The organism is Jatrophihabitans sp. sgz311053, assembly GCF_056135305.1.
Window position 1 is genome coordinate 1,029,256 of sequence record NZ_JBWAXP010000001.1, and the last position, 17,885, is coordinate 1,047,140.

Consider the following 17,885-nt stretch of genomic DNA (forward strand, 5'->3'; position numbering starts at 1 on the left):
GGCCGCCGTCCTGTACCGTCCGCCGTTGGACAGCCCGACGAGCGACCGGGCGCGAACGGAGATCACGTGGCAGGCAAGAACGGACAGACGGGCACCAAGCTGGTGATCGTCGAGTCCCCTGCCAAGGCCAAGACCATCGGTGGTTACCTCGGCAAGGGATACGTCGTCGAGGCGTCCATCGGGCACATCCGCGACCTGCCGCGCAACGCCGCCGACGTCCCGCCGAAGCACAAGGGCGAGTCGTGGGCGCGCCTCGGTGTCGACACTGAGCACGACTTCGAGCCGCTCTACGTGGTGAGCGCCGACCGCAAGCAGCAGGTCACCAAGCTCAAGTCGCTGGTCAAGGACGCCGACGAGCTCTACCTCGCCACGGACGAGGACCGTGAGGGCGAGGCCATCGCCTGGCACCTGGTCGAGACCCTCAGCCCGAAGATCCCCGTTCGCCGCATGGTGTTCCACGAGATCACCCCGCAGGCCATCGCCGCCGCCGTCGCCAATCCGCGCGAGATCAACGACGCCCTCGTCGACGCGCAGGAGACCCGCCGCATCCTCGACCGGCTCTACGGCTACGAGGTCAGCCCGGTGCTGTGGAAGAAGGTGCTGCCGGGGCTGTCGGCCGGGCGCGTCCAGTCCGTGGCCACCCGCATGGTCGTGGAGAAGGAGCGGGAGCGGATGGCGTTCCGCTCGGCGTCCTACTGGGACGTCGTCGGCACCTTCGCCCCGCAGCAGCCGAAGCAGGGCGACCCGGAGACCTTCACCGCCACCCTGGTGAGTGTCGACGACACCCGATTGGCCACCGGCCGGGACTTCGACCCGTCGACGGGGCGGGCGCCGTCCAACGTCATGCACCTGGACGAGTCCGGGGCCCGGGGTCTCGCCGCCCGTCTCGAGGGACGTGCGTTCTCGGTCCAGGGCGTGGACGAGAAGCCCTACCGCCGCCGGCCCTACCCGCCGTTCATGACGAGCACGCTGCAGCAGGAGGCGGGACGGAAGTTCCGCTGGTCGGCGCAGCAGGTCATGCGCACCGCGCAGCGGTTGTACGAGAACGGCTACATCACCTACATGCGGACGGACTCGACGAACCTGTCCGAGACCGCCCTCACCGCGGCCCGCTCGCAGGCGCGTGACCTCTACGGCGACAAGTTCGTCCCGGCCGAGCCGCGGACGTACACGCGGAAGGTCAAGAACGCGCAGGAGGCGCACGAGGCGATCCGCCCCGCCGGCGACAGCTTCCGCACGCCCGGCCAGGTCGCCAACGAGCTCTCCAGCGACGAGTTCCGGCTCTACGAGCTGATCTGGCAGCGGACGCTCGCCTCGCAGATGGCCGACGCGGTGGGCACGACGGTCACCATCCGTCTCGGTGGCGTCTCGGCCTCGGAGGAGGCCGTCGTCTTCACCACGTCGGGCCGGACCATCACCTTCCCCGGTTTCCTCCGCGCTTACGTCGAGGACACCGACGAGGCGGCCGAGAAGGACGACGCGGAGAAGCGGCTGCCGCAGCTGACCCGCGGCGACGGCCTGGACCCGCGCGAGTTCGTCCCCACCGGCCACACCACCTCGCCGCCGGCCCGCTACACCGAGCCGTCGCTGGTCAAGGCGATGGAGGAGCTCGGGGTGGGGCGGCCGTCCACTTACGCCTCGATCATGCAGACCATCCAGGACCGCGGCTACGTCTGGAAGAAGGGGCCGGCTCTGGTCCCCACCTGGACGGCCTTCTCGGTCATCGGCCTGCTGGAGTCCTACTTCAGCCGGCTCATCGACTACGGCTTCACCGCCTCGGTGGAGAACGACCTGGACGAGATCGCCAACGGCGAGCGGTCGCGGATCGAGTGGCTGACCAAGTTCTACTTCGGCTCCGGCGACGACGAGAAGGACTCGGCGCGGATCTCCGCCCAGGGCGGGCTGAAGCGGCTCATCGCCCACCGGCTCGAAGAGATCGACGCCCGCGGCGTCAACTCCATCCCGCTGCGCGACGTCCCGGACACCGTCGTGCGCGTCGGCCGTTACGGGCCCTACCTGCAGGAGGGCGAGGGTGATGACAGCCGTCGGGCGTCGCTGCCCGAGGACCTCGCCCCCGACGAGCTGACTCCCGAGAAGGTCGAGGAGCTGCTCTCGGCGCCCTCGGGTGACCGCGAACTCGGCCTCGGCGCGGACGGCCTCATGATCACCGCCAAGGCGGGGCGATACGGCCCCTACGTCACCAACGGCGAGAAGACGGGCTCGCTGTTCAAGTCCATGAGCCTCGACACCGTCACTCTCGAGGATGCCGAGAAGCTGCTGACGCTGCCGCGCACGCTGGGTCAGCTCGACGGCGAGGACGTCACCGCACAGAACGGTCGTTACGGCCCCTACATCAAGAAGGGGACGGACTCCCGCTCCATCGAGTCCGAGGAGCAGCTCTTCACGATCACGCTCGAGGAGGCGCAGGCCATCCTCGCCCAGCCGAAGCAGCGTGGCCGTCGTGCCGCGGCCGCCCCGCCGCTGCGCGAGCTCGGTGTCGACCCGGTCTCGCAGGCCAAGATGGTGATCAAGGACGGCCGCTTCGGCCCCTACGTCACCGACGGCGAGACCAACGCCTCGCTGCGCAAGGGCGACGAGATCGAGTCGATCACCGACGAGCGCGCCTCCGAGCTGCTCGCCGACCGGCGCGCTCGTGGCCCGGCCAAGAAGTCGCCGCGCAAGGCGGCCAAGAAGGCCGCGAAGAAGGCGCCGGCGAAGAAGGCGGCCGCGAAGAAGACCGCGGCCAAGAAGGCGGCGGCGAAGGCCCCGGCCACGAAGGCTGCGGCGAAGGCCCCGGCCACGAAGGCTGCGGCGAAGAAGGCGGCCGCGAAGGCTGCCCCGCCACCGGGCGACCCGGCCTGAGCGATCGCCGGGAAGGGCCGGTCCCGCGCGGCAGCCGGAAACGGAGGCGGCGCCACCGATACACTGCCGCGGTGCCTCAGGACCTCCGTCCCACCGCCGTGGCGGTGACGTGAGCTCCGCGTCGTCGGCCGACAGTCCGGACGGCACCTCGCGGCCGCGGCGGGAGAACGCGCTGCTGACCCTCGCGCGCATCCCCGTGGTGCGGCGCCTCTGGGCGGCCATCACGCTCTCCAGCCTCGGTGACTGGCTGGGGCTGCTCGCGAACACGGCGCTGGCCCAGCAGCTGACGAGGGAGGAGTCCAAGCTCGCGCAGGGGGCGGCCATCTCCGGCGTCATCCTCGTCAAGCTGGCCCCTGATCTGCTCTTCGGGCCCATCGCGGCAGCGGTGGCCGACAAGCTGGACCGTCGCAAGATCGTCATCATCGGTGACACCGCAGCGGGGATCCTCTACGCCTCGATCGCCTTCGGCTACAACCTGATCTGGCTCTACGTCGCTCAGTTCGTCATCGAGGCGATCGGGCTCTTCACCCAGCCCTGCAAGCAGGTCATCCAGGTCTCCGTCGTCCCGAAGCGGCTGCTGGCGACGGCCAACCAGATCTCGCTCTTCTCCGTGTACGGCACCGTGCCCGTCGCCGCGGGGCTCTTCGCCCTGCTCTCGGCCGTCAACCGGCTCATCACCGAGAAGTCGACCGTCGATCCCGGCGACGTGAACGCCGCGATCGTCATCGCGCTGCTGATCAACACCGTGACGTTCTTCGTCAGCGCCGCCAACATCTTCTACAGCCGGCACGACATCCCCGGTGTCCCGGCGGAGCGAGAACGCGGACAGAGCATCCCGGGACTGCTGCGCGAGGGCATCTCCTACGTCCGCGGCAACGACCTCATCCGCGGGCTGTACGTCGGCATCATCGGCGCCTTCGCCGCCGGAGGTCTCACCGTCGGCGTCGCGCAGTTGTGGGTCCAGACCCTCGGCGGCGGCGACGCCGGCTACTCGATTATGTTCGGCACGGTCTTCACCGGCCTGGCGGTGGGCATGCTCGTCGGGCCGCGGGTGCTGCCGTCCTATGCCCGCAGCCGGGTCTTCGGCATGGCGATCGGCGCCGCGGGGCTGTCGCTGCTGACGATGTCGCTCATCCGGGACTTCACCCTCGCCGCCGTCTTCGCCGCGCTGGTGGGCCTCTTCGCCGGCATGGCGTGGATCATCGGCTACACGATGATCGGCCTCGAGGTCGACGACCGGCTGCGCGGCCGCATCTTCTCGTTCGTGCTGTCGTCGGTGCGGATCATGCTGCTGCTGACGATCGCGGTCGGCCCCGTCCTGGCCGGCCTCATCGGCTCGCATCGCTTCAAGGTGAGCGCGACCTCGTCGCTGCGTTTCTCGGGTCCGGGGTTGACGCTGCTGCTCGGCGGCGTCCTCGCCCTGGCGGTGTCGTTCTACGCGACGTCGCGGGCCGGACAGTCGCGCAAGCGGCTCCGGGACATCGTGCGGCAGCGGGTGCTCTCCAGTGCACCGGTCCGCTATGCCGACCAGCGCTCGGGCCTGCTCGTCGTGGTGGACGGTCTCGACCGGGAGGCCACCTCCCGCTACGCGGCTCTGCTCGCCGAGGCCGCCCGCGGGCTGAACCTCGTCGTCGTCGAGACCGCCGAGCCGAGCAACACCGCGCCGGGGCGACGGATCGCCGAGATGCTCGCCGCGCCGGAGGTGCACGCGCTCGAGCCGGAGACGACGGCGTTGCTGTCGGCCGCGGACCGCGCCGAGCACGTCGCACTGCTCATCCGTCCCGCCCTGGAGCGCGGTGAGGTCGTGGTCTGCGACCACTTCCTGCTGACGTCGCTGGCCGTCCACGGTGGTGGCCGGGGGGCCGACACCGACCGCATCCGCGAGGTCAATCAGTGGAGCACAGGTGACCTGCGCGCGGACCTCAGCGTCATCGTCGATGTCGGCGACATCTCCCGGTTCGCCGGCGCGTTCGGCGACATCGACCTCGACGGCGTGCGCCACGTCTACGACGACGAGCTGGAGGCGCACCCGGGCAGCACGGTGCGCTGCACCGTCGCCGCTCCCGAGGTGCTGCCCGAGCCGGTCCGGCAGCGGTTGGAGCGGCTGGTCCGCACCCGGGCCTCCCTGCTCGCCCCGGCCGGTGCGGTAGCCGCCGAGGACGACCCCGCCGCCGCGACCCCGTGACCGGGCTGTTCGTCGCCTTCGAAGGCGGGGAGGGCGCGGGCAAGTCCACCCAGATCCAGCGGGCCGCCGCCTGGCTGCGGGCGCGGGGTCGCGAGGTGGTGACGACCCGCGAGCCCGGCGGCACCGATCTGGGGTCCGAGCTGCGCCGACTGCTGCTCGACCCTGACGGCCATGTCACGCCGCGCGCCGAGACGCTCATCTACGCCGCGGACCGGGCCCACCACGTCGACACCGTCATCGTCCCGGCGTTGGCACGGGACGAGGTCGTCCTCACCGACCGGTTCGTTGACTCGACGCTGGCCTACCAGGGCGCCGGGCGTGGGCTGGGTGACGGCGCCCGCGGGGTCACCGAGTGGGCCACCGGCGGGCTGCTGCCGCACCTGACCGTCCTGCTGGATCTCGATCCGGAGGTGGGGCTGGCGCGGGCGGGAGCGCGGGCGAGCCTCGACCGGCTGGAGGCGGCGTCGCTGGAGTTCCATCGTGCGGTCCGGGCCGGTTTCCTCGCCCTCGCGGCGGCCGACCCGACGCGCTATCTCGTCCTCGACGCCACGCTGGAGGCCGACAGCCTCGCCGCCCGGGTGCAGCAGGAGCTCGCTCGCCGGCTCTGACGAGACTCTCTCGGCGTCAAGAGATATGCGAGCATGGAGTGATGGGTGAGCCGGCGGACGAGGTCGACGCGATCGTCGCCGCCTGGCAGCGGGAACGCCCCGACCTGGACGTCGAGCCGCTGCAGGTGCTCTCCCGGCTGGACCGGCTCGCCGGCCTGCTGGCCGAGCGCCGCTCCCGCATCTTCGCCGGGCACGGCCTGCGCACCCACGAGTTCGACGTGCTGGCGGCGCTGCGGCGCGAAGGCGAGCCGTTCCAGCTCACCGCCGGTGAGCTGGCAGCCCGGACGTACGTCACCTCCGGGACGATGACCAGCCGGCTGGACGGGCTCACCGAGCGTGGCCTCGTCACCCGGGCGCCGGACCTCACCGACGGCAGGCTCGTCCGCGTCGCACTCACCCCCGCCGGCCGCGAGCTGGTCGACGACGCCTTCCGCGGCCTGCTCGAGGCGGAGCGGGAGCTCCTGACGCCGCTGCCCGAGACCGCCCGCGGTCCGCTCGCTGCGGCGCTGCGCACGCTGCTCCTCGCCGCCACCAACCCGTCGTCGGGGGCGTCGGCGAGAATGGGCCGATGAGCGTCTGGGAGCAGCTCGTCGGCCAGGACGAGGCCGTCGACACGCTGCGGCAGGCTGCCGTGGCCGCCTCGCAGGTGACCGCCGGGGACGCCGCCCCGGCCGGTGCGATGACGCACGCGTGGCTCTTCACCGGGCCGGCCGGTTCCGGCCGGTCGGTGGCGGCCCTCGCCTTCGCCGCCGCGCTGCAGTGCGAGCGGACGGGCGCCTACGGCTGCGGCGAGTGCGCGCAGTGCCGGACGGTCGCCGCCCGCACCCACCCCGATGTCCGCACCGTGGTGCCGCAGGGGCTGTCGATCAGCGTCGCCGACATGCGCGAGACGGTGAGTCGCGCCAGCCGCCGGCCGCAGCTCGGCCGCTGGCAGGTGATCGTCATCGAGGACGCCGACCGGCTCACCGAGCAGGCCTCCAACGCCATCCTCAAGGCGATCGAGGAGCCGCCGCCGCGGACGGTCTTCCTGCTCTGCGCACCGTCGCTGCATCCTGACGACGTCATGGTCACCATTCGATCGCGCTGCCGACTGGTCACGCTGCGGACGCCCTCGGCCGAGGCCGTCGCCGGGGTGCTCCGGTCCGAAGGCTTCGACGCCGACACCGCGACCTGGGCCGCCGCCGCCGGGCAGGGCCACGTCGGTCGGTCGCGCCGCCTGGCCCGTGACGCCGACGCCCGCGATCGACGGGCTGAGGTGCTGGCCATCCCGGCCTCGCTCACCTCGCTACGTGCCTGCCTGGAGGCCGCCGACCACCTCGTCGGCGCCGCCGAAGCCGAGGCGAAGGCGCTCTCGGCCGAGCGGGACAGCGTGGAGACCGAGGAGCTGCAGGTGGCGCTGGGGCAGGGCGCCACCGGCAAGGGCGTCGCCACCTCCGTCCGCGGCTCGGCCGGGGTGCTGAAGGAGCTGGAGCGGCGGCAGAAGTCCCGTGCCACCCGCACGCAGCGCGACGCCCTCGACCGGGCCCTCGTGGATCTCGCGGCCTTCTACCGGGACGTCCTGCTCGTGCTCGCCGGCTCGCCCGTCGCGCCCGCCCACCCCGATTTCTCCAGGGACGTGCACAGAGTCGCCGCCGTCCTCGACGCTCCCGCCGTGCTGCGGTGCCTCGACGCCGTCCTGGGCTGCCGGCAGGCGATCGAGGAGAACGTCAAGCCCCGCATCGCGGTCGAGGCCATGACCGCGCGGCTACGGTTGGGTGAGTGACATGCCCATGATGTGCGCGGTGGTGTTCCAGCCGCAGGGACGGTTGTACTACGCCGACCCCGGCACCCTCACGCCCGCCGTCGGCGATCACGTGCTCTACCCGACCGACGACGGCGCCGAAGTGGCGCAGGTGACCTGGGCGCCGGAGTACGTCGCCGACGACGTGGCCGGACTGCCGGTACTCGTGGGAATGGCGACGGCTGCCGATATCGAGGCGGCCGCCGCCTCCCGGCGCCGGCGGGCGCACGCGCGGGTGGCGTCACGTCGGCTCATCCGTGAGCACGAGCTGCCCATGAAGGTCGTCGGCGTCGATCACGTGGCGGCCGAGAACCGGACGACGATCTACTTCACCGCGCCACAGCGGGTGGACTTCCGCGCGCTGGTACGCGATCTCGCCGCGACCTTGCACGGCCGGGTCGAGCTGCGGCAGCTCTCCGCCCGCGACGAAGCGCGGCTCACCGGCGGCGTCGGCAGCTGCGGTCGGGAACTCTGCTGCTCCACCTTCCTCGTCGACTTCGAGCCGGTCACCGTGCGGATGGCCAAGGACCAGGACCTCCCCGCCAACCCGATGCGCATCTCCGGCGCCTGCGGCAAGCTGATGTGCTGCCTGAAGTACGAGCACCCGCTGTACCAGGACTTCGCCGAGCAGGCGCCGGCCGTGGGGGAGCGGGTCGACACCCCGGACGGCCCCGGCACCGTCGTCGGGCACGACGTCCCCCGCGAGAACGTGGTGGTCAGGCTCGCCGCGGACGGCCGCCGGACCCCGTGCGCCCTCGCCTCGGTCTGCAGCAGCCGGAAGGCCTACGAGTCGCGGTAGCCGGCATGGTTACCGCAGCACCGGCTCGTCCGCGCCGTAGGTGTCGGGGGAGTGCCACTGCCCGCGCGCGATGAGGACCTCGCGCAGCAGGTCGGGACGGTCGGTGATGACGCCGTCCACGCCGTGGTCGAGCAGCCGGTGCATGGTGTCGGCGTCGTTCACCGTCCAGACGACGAGGCGGACGCCGGCGTCGTGGGCGCGGGCGACGAGGTCGTCCCGGAAGACCGGGATCCGCCCGAGCCGCAGCGGGAGGTGCGCGAAGCCGGCCGTCCCGTAGGCGCGACGGGACCGGGTCGAGGTGAGCAGCGCGAGCTCACGCCACGACAGCGCCGTGGAGAGGTCCGGGCCGACCGCCTCGGCGAGGCTGCGCAGCCACGAGCCGCGCGCCCCGGCGACGCAGACCCGCCGAGCGAGGTCCCCGGTCTGCAGCAGTTCGGCCAGCGCCGGCACGGTGGCCGGATCCTTGACGTCGATGGTGAAGCAGGCGCCGGGGTAGCCGGCGAGCAGGTCGGTCAGCGGCAGCACCGTCCCGCCGCCGAGGACGGGGAGCCGGGTGAGGTCGGCCAGGGTGAGGCTGCGAACCCGGCCGTGCGCCGGGGTCACCCGATCAACGCGGGAGTCGTGGAAGGCGACGAGGTGGCCGTCGGCGGTGCGCTGGACGTCGGTCTCGAGGTAGCGGACGCCGAGGGCGTAGGACCGGTCGAAGGCCTCGCGGGTGTTCTCGGCCGCCAGCCCTGCCCCGCCGCGGTGTGCGACGGCCAGCGGTCCGGGACGGTCGCGATACGGATGACGCGCGCTCACCGGTCCAGGGTGGGACGTGGGCACTGAGAATGCGTCACATCGGGTCAGCGTTCACTCAACCTTCGCCGCCGGGCAGCCCAGCGTCCCGTGCTGGTCGTCCGCTGTTTCCGCTGCGCCCCTCCCGGCTGCTGCCGGTGGCGTCGACCCGATAGACTCGGCAACCGCGTGCGGCTCGACCCGCGCACGCCGCCTTAGCTCAGTCGGCAGAGCACCTCACTCGTAATGAGGTTGTCCGGGGTTCGATTCCCCGAGGCGGCTCCATCCTTCAGTCGGCGCCTGCGCCGGCCACCGCGGCGGCGCCGAGGAGCGCGGCCCGCTCGGAGTCCGGCGAGCGGATGAGCTCGACCGAGTCGTCCAGCCCCGCCCGCAGTGCGGGCGCGACGAGGTCCCAGGACCGCGCGATCGAGCCGCCGACGACGAGGGCGGTGGCGCCGAAGTCCCGCAGCGACGGTCGCAGCACCTCGCAGAGTCCGGTGAGCGCGCCGGTGATGACCTCGGCGGCGACGGGGTCGCCGCCGCGGGCGAGCTCGGCGATCTCGCGGACGTCGTACCCGGTCGCCGTCGGTACCCGCCCCGCGTAGCCGCGCAGCAGGGCGCGTCGCGACATGATCTCCTCCAGTGGCACGCCGTCGCGGGTCAGCGTGTAAACCTCGGCGTCGCGCGGAACCCCCGGACCGGAGTTGACGAGCCGGCCGTCGACGACGAACGCCGAGCCGACGCCGGTGCCGAGGGTGATGCCGACGCAGCGTCGGTGACCGGCGCACCGTCCGGCCGCGACCTCGCCCAGCAGTGCGGCGTCAGCGTCGTTGACGAAGCGGATCGAGGTGGCGCGCGCGCCCAGTCGCTCGCGCAACGCGACACCGACGTCGACCCCGTTGAGCGACTCGAACTTGCCCACGCCGTGGTAGCGCCCGACGCCGGTCCGATAGTCGAAGGGGCCGGGCACGGCCGCGCCCCAGCTCGTTGACTCGACCCGCACCGTCGACATCGCCTCGGCGAAGCGGTCGAGCAGCTCGGCTGCGGAGGTGAGTCCGGCCAGGCCCAGGGTGGTGCTCTCGGCGACCTCCGGACCCGCCGGGTCGACCGCGGCCGCGGTGACGTGCGTGCCCCCGATCTCGAGGACGGGGACGAGCTGCGGGGTCAGGACTCCTCGACCTGGAGGACACCCACCAGGCCGGTGGCGGCGAGGACGCGCTGGACCTGGTGCTGCAGGTTGCGCAGGCGCAGCGAGACGCCGACGTCCTGCGCCTGCTGGTTCAGGCCGACGAGGAAGCCGATGCCGACGGAGTCGAGGAAGCTGACCTGTTCGAGGTCGACGACCAGGACGTCGGGCTTCTCGGCGGTGAGGGCATCGGTCACCTTGGTCTGGGCATCCGAAGCCGTACGGATGTCGATCTCACCCGCGAGGTGGACTGTAGTGACACGAGGCGAACTCACTTGATCGACACTAACGGTCCGGGAATCCCCCGGACAGGGCCGGGGGACGGCGTCCGACAGGGTCGAATGTCCTTCATTCGGCCAGCGTGAAGTCGGCGAAGACGAAGCCCGGACTGACCACGCACGCCACCAGCACCGCCTCGTCACCGGCCGGACGGGCGGTCTGCCACTCCTCCGGCGCCACGAGCTGCTGCCCGCCGACCGAGAGTGTGTGCTCCGCGGCGGCGATCGGGGTCGATCCGGTGCCGCCGAGGGTGAGCGTCACCGGACCACCGCCCTGCCAGAGCCAGAGCTCGGCCGAGGCCACCCGGTGCCACGCGCTCACCTGACCGGGCTCGAGCAGGAAGGCGACGCAGGTGGCCAGGGCGCGCGGACCGCGCGGAGTCTGCAGCGTCTCGTCGTGCCGCCAGGTCTCGCGATACCACCCGCCCTCGGGATGCGGCTGCATGCCGAGAGCGGCGGGATCGAGGCCGACCGGATCGGCGGTCATCGCTTCACGACGACGCGCGTCCCGACGTCGACCCAGCGGTAGAGGAACGCGACGGCGCGCAGCGGCGTCCGGACGCAGCCGTGGGACCCGGCGGTCCGGTACTTGCTGCTGCCGTAGGCGAACGTCTGCCACGGCGCATCGTGCATGCCGTAGCCGCGGTAGAAGGGCACCCAGTACTTCACCTTGAACGCGCCGCCCGTGCTCGGCCGGAGCGTGGCGTTGCGATGCTTGGCGTAGACGCGCCACCGACCCGTCGGCGTCGCGGTGCTCCTGGCGCCGGTGGTGACGTAGGTGGCACGGATCTGGTTTCCGTTCGAGCACATCCGCGCGAACTGCGAGCTGATGTCGACGACGAACGTCTTCCCGCCGCCGCGGGGGCACGCGTTGCCGGTGCGCGTGTTCCACACCAGCAAGCGCGCGGCTCGCAGCGCGAGGACTCCGTCGTTGCCGAGAGTCAGCCGGACCCGGCCCGCGCCGGCCGTCCGTGAGGACCAGTACGTCCGCCGGCCGTCGGTCAGCCGGAGGTTGCCACTGCGATCGAGCTGGACGGACGTGGCCCCGGTGGACGTGCGGCCGCTGGCCCACACCGTCCGCCCGGCCTTCGTGGCGATCACCAGCCGGCCCCGGGACAGCTGCGCCTGGTAGGCGCCGTTCGGCGAGCTCGCGATCGCGCGGGGCGCGGGAGCAGCCGTGGCCGGGCTCGCCACCGCCAGTCCGCCGGCCAGCAGCGTGCCCGCCACCGCCAGTACCGCGCCGGATCGTGTGGTCGGCATGTCAGCCCCTCTCGGTCCGGTGAAGTCTAGGTGCTCGCGGGCCGCCGCATCGGGGTGTGCGGGATACCGTCCTCGTCGTAGTCGGCGCCGTCGCGGACGAAGCCGAAGCGCGCGTACCAGTCGTAAAGGTGCGCCTGCGCACCGAGGACCGCCTCGCGGTCGCCGACGAGCTCGAGGGCTCGCCACATCAGCGCGGCCGCCAACCCGCGGCCCCGCGCCGCCGCGGCGGTCGCGACCCGGCCGATCCGCAGCACGCCGTCGGGCTCGGTGAGCAGCCGCAGCGTCGCCACGACCTCGCCCGCCTCCTCGATCCACAGCTGCCGCGCGTCGGGCTCGAGATCGCGGCCGTCGGGGTCGAGGTAGGCACAGTCCTGTTCCAGGACGAAGACCTCCGACCGCAGTGCCACGATCCGGTAGAGCGTCGCCGCGTCCAGGTCGGTCAGCACGGCATCACGGACGTCCACGCCGTCACCGTATCGCCGTCGTATCGCCGTCGTGTTGGATGGGAGTCATGACCAAGCCTGTGATCGAGTACCCGGGCGGCGAGCCGCCGGCCGACCTCACCATCTCCGACATCACCGTCGGCGACGGCGCGGAGGCCCAGCCGGGCGACCGCGTCGAGGTGCACTACGTCGGTGTCGAGTTCGAGACGGGCGAGGAGTTCGACGCCTCGTGGAACCGCGGCCAGTCGATCGAGTTCCCGCTGCAGGGGCTCATCCAGGGCTGGCAGGAGGGCATCCCCGGCATGAAGGTCGGCGGTCGCCGCCAGCTCACCATCCCGCCGGCCAAGGCCTACGGTCCCGCCGGGGCGGGCCACCGACTGTCGGGCAAGACGCTGGTCTTCGTCATCGACCTGCTCGACGTCAAGTAACCGCCAGCCGGTCCTCCTCGACGAGGGCGTCGGCCTGCTTGATCTGCCGGGACACCGGGCTGATCGCCAACGCCTGCACGCCGGGGATCGCACCCACCTGATCGGTGGCGAAGCGGTACAGGTGCTCGATGTCGCGGCAGACCACGCTCGCCATCAGGTTCTGCGCGCCGGTGATCGCTCCGGCGAAGCCGACCTCGGGGCAGGCCGCCAGGCGTGACCCGGCCTCGTGCAGGTGCGCCGGCGGGACGGCGAGCCAGAGCAGCGCCGACACCTCCAGCCCCAGCGCCCGGGTCGCGATGTCGACGTCCAGGTAGGCGGCACCCTCGGCGACGAGGGCGCGGAGCCTTCGCGCCGCGCTCGTCTCCGTCGTCCCCGCCGCCGCGGCCAGGGCAGAGAGCGGTGCCCGGCCGTCGCGCGCGAGGACCTCGAGAAGCTCGGTGTCGCCGGGTCGGAACTCCATCCTCCGGTCCTCCGCGCAGGGGATCAGCGTCATCGTCTGTGTCACCGCGCGGTGCTGCTCGTCGTCGAGTACCCCCGCCAGCTCGGCCCAGTCGTCCGACGGGCTCTGTCCCGGCCCGACGAAGCGGTGCAGCAGCATCGCCGCGCTGATGTCCAGCACCGGCGCCGAGCGGGGCAGCCGCTGCATCAGCAGGTCGTCGCGGGATTCGCGGGAGCGGGCCCGCAGCACGCAGACGACCTCGGCGCCGCCCGAGGTCACCGTGACCCAGCTGACGTCGTCGCGCTGGGCGAGCGCTCGGGCGAGCGAGGCGGAGCCGCTGGGCCGGCACTTGACCCGGAGCGCCCAGTTGGTCTGCCCGAAGGCGGTCGGACGCAGCACCGCCGTCACCCGGATGACGCCGTCGCGGACCAGCCGGCGATACCGGCGTGCCACGGTCTGCTCCGAAAGCCCCAGGATGTCGGCGGCCCGGCGGAACGGAATGCGCGGCGACAGTTGCAACACTCGAATGATCTGAGCGTCAGCGGCGTCGATGTCGGCGGATTCCTGCAACACGTCGCCAATGATGGCGGATGCCTGCGGCCATCGCCGCAGACGCTCCTGTGTGTCAGACCCGGGGTTCACAGTGGCAGCGAACTCGCACCCGGAAAGTGAGAACCCCTCATGCGTAAGTGGCTGCCCCTGCTGACCGTCTGCCTCGGCACCTTCATGCTCCTCATCGACGTGACGATCGTGAACGTCGCGCTGCCGGACATGGTCACCGATCTCGACACCTCGTTCGCGTCTCTGCAGTGGGTTGTGGACGCCTATGCCCTCGTCCTCGCCGCGCTGGTGCTCGGCACCGGCTCGATCGCCGACCTCGTCGGCCACCGCCGCGCCTACGTGGCCGGCCTGCTGCTCTTCGCCGTCGCGTCGCTGGTCTGCGGCCTCGCGCCGAACGCCGGCGCTCTCATCGCCGCCCGGGCGGTGCAGGGCCTCGGCGCGGCCGCCATGTTCGCGACGACCTTCGCCCTGCTCAACAGCAACTACCAGGGCCGCGACCGCGGCGTCGCCTACGGCATGTGGGGTGCGGTGGCCGGCGCCTCCGCGGCGATCGGCCCGATCCTGGGCGGACTGCTCACCCAGGGCGTCTCGTGGCGATGGATCTTCTTCGTCAACCTGCCGGTGAGCGTCGTCGCCGTCGCGCTCTGCCTCGCCGTGCTCAGCGACACCCAGGCCCCGGTCCGCGCCCGCGTCGACCTCGCCGGCATCGTCCTGTTCACCGGCGCCGCTGCCTCGCTCACCTACGGCCTCATCGAGTCCAACGAGCAGGGTTGGGGTGCCTTCGGCAGCTGGGGCTGGCTGGTCGCCGCGCCGATCTTCCTGCTCGTCTTCGCGGTCGTCGAGCGGCGCCTCGCCAGCCCGATGCTGGATCTCGACCTGCTCCGGAACCGCTCGTTCAGCGGTGTGCTGCTGGCCGCCTTCGCCGTCAGCCTCGCGGCGTTCGCGGCGCTGACGTACACCACCATTTGGCTGCAGTCGGTGCAGGGTCTGAGCCCGATCGAGGCCGGGTTGACCGGCCTGCCGCTCTCGCTGGCCTCCTTCGCCGTCTCGGCCGGCATCGGACGCTTCCTGCATGACATCGCCCCCGGCCCGGTGATCGGTGGCGGACTGCTGCTGATCGGTGCCGGTGGTCTGGTCGGCTTCGCCCTGGTCCACGGCGGCGCCGGCTGGCCCGCGCTGGTCCCCGGCTTCGTCCTCATCGGGATCGGGGTCGGGCTGGCCACCCCGACGCTCAGCTCGGCAGCGATGGGGGCCGTGCCCATCCAGCGTGGCGGCATGGCCGCCGGTGCCGTGAACACCGCTCGGCAGCTCGGCTTCGCCCTCGGCATCGCCGCGCTGGGCTCGGTCTGCGCGGCGCGGGCGTCGCACGTCCTCTCCGAGCGTGGCGTCCCGGCGCCCGACGCCGTGGGCCAGGCGGTCTCCGGCGGCCAGGCCCGCGCCGTCGTCTCGGCCGCTCCGGAGTCGGTGCGCCAGAGCCTGACCGACGCCGTCCACGCCGCAAGCGTCGGGGGAGTGCAGTGGACCCTGCTGGTCAGCGGCCTGCTCGGCGTCGTCGCCGGCCTCGCGGTGCTGTTCCTGGTCCGCCCGGCACGGCAGCCCGAGCGGAGCGACGCCACCCCGGAGCTCGCCACCGCCTGACCACCCACCTCCGGCGACGCCGCGGCTCGCAGACGGGCTCGAATGACGCCGCGGCGTCGCCGGATGTGGGCGCGGAGCAGGGTCCGACCACGCTGAGACGCGGCGTAGAGTGAGACCGAACGCTCGTGAATGCGTTCACAAAGTCTTCCGAGCCGCGCAGGAGCCGTGCATGTCCGTGCCGACCGCCGCCGTCCGTCCCGACACCGAGGCCGCCGACTCCGCGAACACCGCGGACGTCGTGGTCGTCGGCGCCGGCCCGGCGGGCAGCAGTGCCGCGTACTGGCTGGCGACGGCCGGTCTGGACGTTGCGCTCGTCGAGAAGACCTCCTTCCCCCGCGAGAAGGTCTGCGGCGACGGGCTGACCCCCCGCGGGACGCGGGCGCTGGTCGACATGGGTATCGACGTCAGCGAGGCCAACGGCTGGCTGCACAACCGCGGGCTGCGCGTCATCGGCGGCGGGCAGCGGCTTCACCTGGACTGGCCCGAGCTCACCAGCTTCCCGCCCTTCGGGCTCGTCCGCCCCCGCGCGGACCTCGACGCGATGCTGGCCAACCAAGCCGTCAAGGCCGGTGCCCGGCTCTACGACAACACCAGCATCACCGACCCGATCGTCGAGAACGGTCGCGTCGTGGGCGTCACCGGCAAGACGACGGACAAGCAGCCGGTCAGCTTCCGCGCGCCGCTCGTGCTCACCTGTGAGGGTGTCAGCGGCAAGCTGGCCCAGAAGCTCGGCGTCCACCGCAACGACAAGCGGCCGCTGGGCGTGGCGGTGCGCCGGTACTACACCAGCCCCAAGACCCACGACGACTACCTCGAGTCCTGGCTGGAGCTCTGGGACGGCAAGCCCAACGAGTCGCAGCTGCTGCCCGGCTACGGCTGGATCTTCGGCATGGGCGACGGGACGGTCAACGCCGGCCTCGGTGTGCTGAACTCCAGCGCTGGCTTCGGCAAGACCGACTACCGCGCCATGCTCACCCGCTGGCTGGACAACACTCCCGAGGAGTGGGGGTTGCGGGAGGAGAACGCCACCTGCCCGACCCGCGGTGCGGCGCTGCCGATGGGCTTCAACCGCACCCCGCACTACGTCGACGGCCTGCTCATCGTGGGCGACTCCGGCGGTTCGGTGAACCCGTTCAACGGCGAAGGCATCCCCTACGCCATGGAGTCGGGCAAGTTCGCGGCCGAGGCCGTGGTCCAGGCCCTGGCCCGCCCCGAGGGCGCCGGCCGGGAACGTGCCCTGCAGCAGTACCCGGTGCGGATGCGCGAGGAGTGGGGCGCGTACTACCGCCTCGGCGGTGTCTTCGTGAAGCTCATCGGCAACCCGGCGGTGATGCGGGCCTGCACCCGGCATGGGCTGCCGCACCCGCGTTTGATGCGTTTCGTGCTCAAACTCCTCGCCAACCTCACCGACCCGTCGGACGTCTCGCAGCGGGACCTGTCGGACCGGGTGATCACCACCCTCACCAAGCTCACCCCCGCGGTGCGGTGATAAGGCATGCCTAAGCCCCAGTGGTGTGCAGGTGCGGGGATAGCCTGTGAAACGCGCCCAATCTGTCTGTTGTCGAAGGGAGTGCAGCGCTAGATGCTCGCGCCCTATCTGCCGATCGTCCTGCTGTTCGCGCTGGCGTTCGCGTTCGCGTTCTTCTCGGTGGCCATCGCGCCGTTCACCGGACCGCGTCGCTACAACAAGGCCAAGCTCGACTTCTACGAGTGCGGCATCGAGCCGACGCCGCAGCCGCGGGGTCCGCAGCGGTTCCCGATCAAGTACTTCCTGACGGCGATGCTCTTCATCGTCTTCGACATCGAGATCATCTTCTTGTACCCGTACGCGGTATCGAACAAGTCGCTGGGGCTCTTCGGCCTCGTCGAGATCATCCTGTTCATCGTCGTCGTGTTCTCCGCCTACGCCTACGTCTGGCGTCGCGGTGGACTGGACTGGGACTGAGAATCCAGTGAGCGAACGAAGTGAGCGAACCAATCGACGCAGTCAATTTCGGGCCCCGTGTCAGCCCGGAGCGAAGCGAGGACTGACATGGGTCTAGAGGAAAAACTTCCGGACGGCGTCCTGCTCGCCTCCGTCGAGAAACTCGTCAACTGGACGCGCAAGTCGTCCCTCTGGCCGGCCACCTTCGGGCTGGCCTGCTGCGCCATCGAGATGATGACGTTCGGGGCGCCGCGCTTCGACTCCGGCCGCTTCGGCATGGAGGTCTTCCGGCCGTCGCCGCGACAGGCCGACCTCATGATCGTCGCCGGCCGGGTGAGCCAGAAGATGGCGCCGGTGCTGCGGCAGATCTACGACCAGATGCCCGAGCCCAAGTGGGTGCTCGCCATGGGTGTCTGCGCCTCCAGCGGTGGCATGTTCAACAACTACGCGATCGTGCAGGGCGTCGACCACGTCGTCCCGGTGGACATGTACCTGCCCGGCTGCCCGCCGCGGCCGGAGATGCTCATCGACGCGGTGCTCAAGCTGCACCACAAGATCATGAACGAGCCGCTCGGCCCGAAGCGTGCTGCCAAGCTGGCCGACCAGAAGGTCGAACTGGTGCCCTCCTCGTACAAGTACGGCCGCTAGTGATGAGCGCTTGCGCGAAGAACCATGGTCACAGTGAACTTCGAGCCTCATTGGCGCCCGGAGCGAAGC

At 71.6% G+C, this 17,885-nt stretch carries 18 protein-coding genes and 1 tRNA gene; 12 read left to right on the forward strand and 7 right to left on the reverse strand.

Annotated elements, in window-relative coordinates; all coding sequences use genetic code 11:
• Positions 1 to 66 precede the first annotated feature (66 nt).
• From topA to AC0NZQ_RS04635, 6 genes are all read left to right on the forward strand, one after another.
• A complete protein-coding gene (topA, locus tag AC0NZQ_RS04610; RefSeq protein ID WP_474528469.1) occupies positions 67 to 2,862 on the forward strand; it encodes a type I DNA topoisomerase in 2,796 nt (931 codons plus the stop codon).
• Positions 2,863 to 2,971: 109 nt separating this feature from the next.
• Entirely contained in the window at positions 2,972 to 5,047 is a 2,076-nt protein-coding gene (locus AC0NZQ_RS04615) for a bifunctional MFS transporter/dTMP kinase (RefSeq protein WP_474528470.1), read from the forward strand.
• On the forward strand, positions 5,044 to 5,655 hold the full coding sequence (gene tmk, locus AC0NZQ_RS04620) for a dTMP kinase (RefSeq protein WP_474528471.1): 612 nt from the start codon (positions 5,044 to 5,046) through the stop codon (positions 5,653 to 5,655). Before AC0NZQ_RS04615 ends, tmk begins: the two co-directional genes overlap by 4 nt.
• A 41-nt stretch (positions 5,656 to 5,696) precedes the next feature.
• The gene (locus AC0NZQ_RS04625; RefSeq protein ID WP_474528472.1) at positions 5,697 to 6,227 is read left to right on the forward strand and encodes a MarR family winged helix-turn-helix transcriptional regulator; all 531 of its coding nucleotides are present in this window, start codon (positions 5,697 to 5,699) and stop codon (positions 6,225 to 6,227) included.
• A complete protein-coding gene (locus AC0NZQ_RS04630; RefSeq protein WP_474528473.1) occupies positions 6,224 to 7,417 on the forward strand; it encodes a DNA polymerase III subunit delta' in 1,194 nt (397 codons plus the stop codon). Before AC0NZQ_RS04625 ends, AC0NZQ_RS04630 begins: the two co-directional genes overlap by 4 nt.
• Before the next feature lies 1 nt (position 7,418).
• Positions 7,419 to 8,234 (forward strand): PSP1 domain-containing protein, encoded by an 816-nt coding sequence (locus tag AC0NZQ_RS04635; protein WP_474529420.1) that lies wholly within the window; start codon positions 7,419 to 7,421, stop codon positions 8,232 to 8,234.
• Between the two features lie 9 nt (positions 8,235 to 8,243).
• Here AC0NZQ_RS04635 and AC0NZQ_RS04640 read toward each other — a convergent pair whose 3' ends face one another.
• Positions 8,244 to 9,035, reverse strand: coding sequence for a glycerophosphodiester phosphodiesterase (locus AC0NZQ_RS04640; RefSeq protein WP_474528474.1), 792 nt, complete (start codon positions 9,033 to 9,035; stop codon positions 8,244 to 8,246).
• Positions 9,036 to 9,220: 185 nt separating this feature from the next.
• On the opposite strand from AC0NZQ_RS04640, the gene AC0NZQ_RS04645 reads away from it, so the two are divergent.
• A tRNA-Thr gene (locus tag AC0NZQ_RS04645) sits at positions 9,221 to 9,296 on the forward strand.
• Positions 9,297 to 9,300: 4 nt separating this feature from the next.
• On the opposite strand, the gene AC0NZQ_RS04650 is transcribed toward AC0NZQ_RS04645, so the two are convergent.
• The 5 genes from AC0NZQ_RS04650 to AC0NZQ_RS04670 form a co-directional block, all read right to left on the reverse strand.
• Positions 9,301 to 10,179: an ROK family protein gene (locus AC0NZQ_RS04650; RefSeq protein WP_474529421.1), complete on the reverse strand. Its 879-nt coding sequence runs from the start codon at positions 10,177 to 10,179 to the stop codon at positions 9,301 to 9,303.
• On the reverse strand, positions 10,176 to 10,472 hold the full coding sequence (locus AC0NZQ_RS04655; RefSeq protein ID WP_474528475.1) for an STAS domain-containing protein: 297 nt from the start codon (positions 10,470 to 10,472) through the stop codon (positions 10,176 to 10,178). The genes AC0NZQ_RS04650 and AC0NZQ_RS04655 overlap by 4 nt, the downstream gene beginning before the upstream one ends.
• Before the next feature lie 73 nt (positions 10,473 to 10,545).
• Positions 10,546 to 10,962, reverse strand: a complete 417-nt coding sequence (locus AC0NZQ_RS04660; RefSeq protein WP_474528476.1) for a cupin domain-containing protein — start codon at positions 10,960 to 10,962, stop codon at positions 10,546 to 10,548.
• Positions 10,959 to 11,735 (reverse strand): L,D-transpeptidase family protein, encoded by a 777-nt coding sequence (locus tag AC0NZQ_RS04665; protein ID WP_474528477.1) that lies wholly within the window; start codon positions 11,733 to 11,735, stop codon positions 10,959 to 10,961. The genes AC0NZQ_RS04660 and AC0NZQ_RS04665 overlap by 4 nt, the downstream gene beginning before the upstream one ends.
• Positions 11,736 to 11,761: 26 nt before the next feature.
• The gene (locus tag AC0NZQ_RS04670) at positions 11,762 to 12,199 is read right to left on the reverse strand and encodes a GNAT family N-acetyltransferase (protein WP_474528478.1); all 438 of its coding nucleotides are present in this window, start codon (positions 12,197 to 12,199) and stop codon (positions 11,762 to 11,764) included.
• Between the two features lie 47 nt (positions 12,200 to 12,246).
• Here AC0NZQ_RS04670 and AC0NZQ_RS04675 point away from each other — a divergent pair, with 47 nt between their 5' ends.
• On the forward strand, positions 12,247 to 12,606 hold the full coding sequence (locus AC0NZQ_RS04675; protein WP_474528479.1) for an FKBP-type peptidyl-prolyl cis-trans isomerase: 360 nt from the start codon (positions 12,247 to 12,249) through the stop codon (positions 12,604 to 12,606).
• Here AC0NZQ_RS04675 and AC0NZQ_RS04680 read toward each other — a convergent pair.
• Entirely contained in the window at positions 12,599 to 13,618 is a 1,020-nt protein-coding gene (locus AC0NZQ_RS04680) for an Lrp/AsnC family transcriptional regulator (protein WP_474528480.1), read from the reverse strand. The genes AC0NZQ_RS04675 and AC0NZQ_RS04680 overlap by 8 nt on opposite strands.
• A 108-nt stretch (positions 13,619 to 13,726) precedes the next feature.
• Here AC0NZQ_RS04680 and AC0NZQ_RS04685 point away from each other — a divergent pair, with 108 nt between their 5' ends.
• From AC0NZQ_RS04685 to AC0NZQ_RS04700, 4 genes are all read left to right on the forward strand, one after another.
• Positions 13,727 to 15,244, forward strand: coding sequence for an MFS transporter (locus AC0NZQ_RS04685; RefSeq protein WP_474528482.1), 1,518 nt, complete (start codon positions 13,727 to 13,729; stop codon positions 15,242 to 15,244).
• Positions 15,245 to 15,413: 169 nt separating this feature from the next.
• Positions 15,414 to 16,733 carry a geranylgeranyl reductase family protein gene (locus AC0NZQ_RS04690; RefSeq protein ID WP_474528483.1) on the forward strand — a complete coding sequence of 440 codons (1,320 nt, stop codon included), beginning with the start codon at positions 15,414 to 15,416 and terminating at the stop codon, positions 16,731 to 16,733.
• A 93-nt stretch (positions 16,734 to 16,826) separates the two neighbouring features.
• Entirely contained in the window at positions 16,827 to 17,189 is a 363-nt protein-coding gene (locus AC0NZQ_RS04695; RefSeq protein WP_474528484.1) for an NADH-quinone oxidoreductase subunit A, read from the forward strand.
• 87 nt (positions 17,190 to 17,276) lie between these two features.
• Entirely contained in the window at positions 17,277 to 17,816 is a 540-nt protein-coding gene (locus AC0NZQ_RS04700) for a NuoB/complex I 20 kDa subunit family protein (protein WP_474528485.1), read from the forward strand.
• The last annotated feature ends 69 nt before the right edge of the window (positions 17,817 to 17,885 follow it).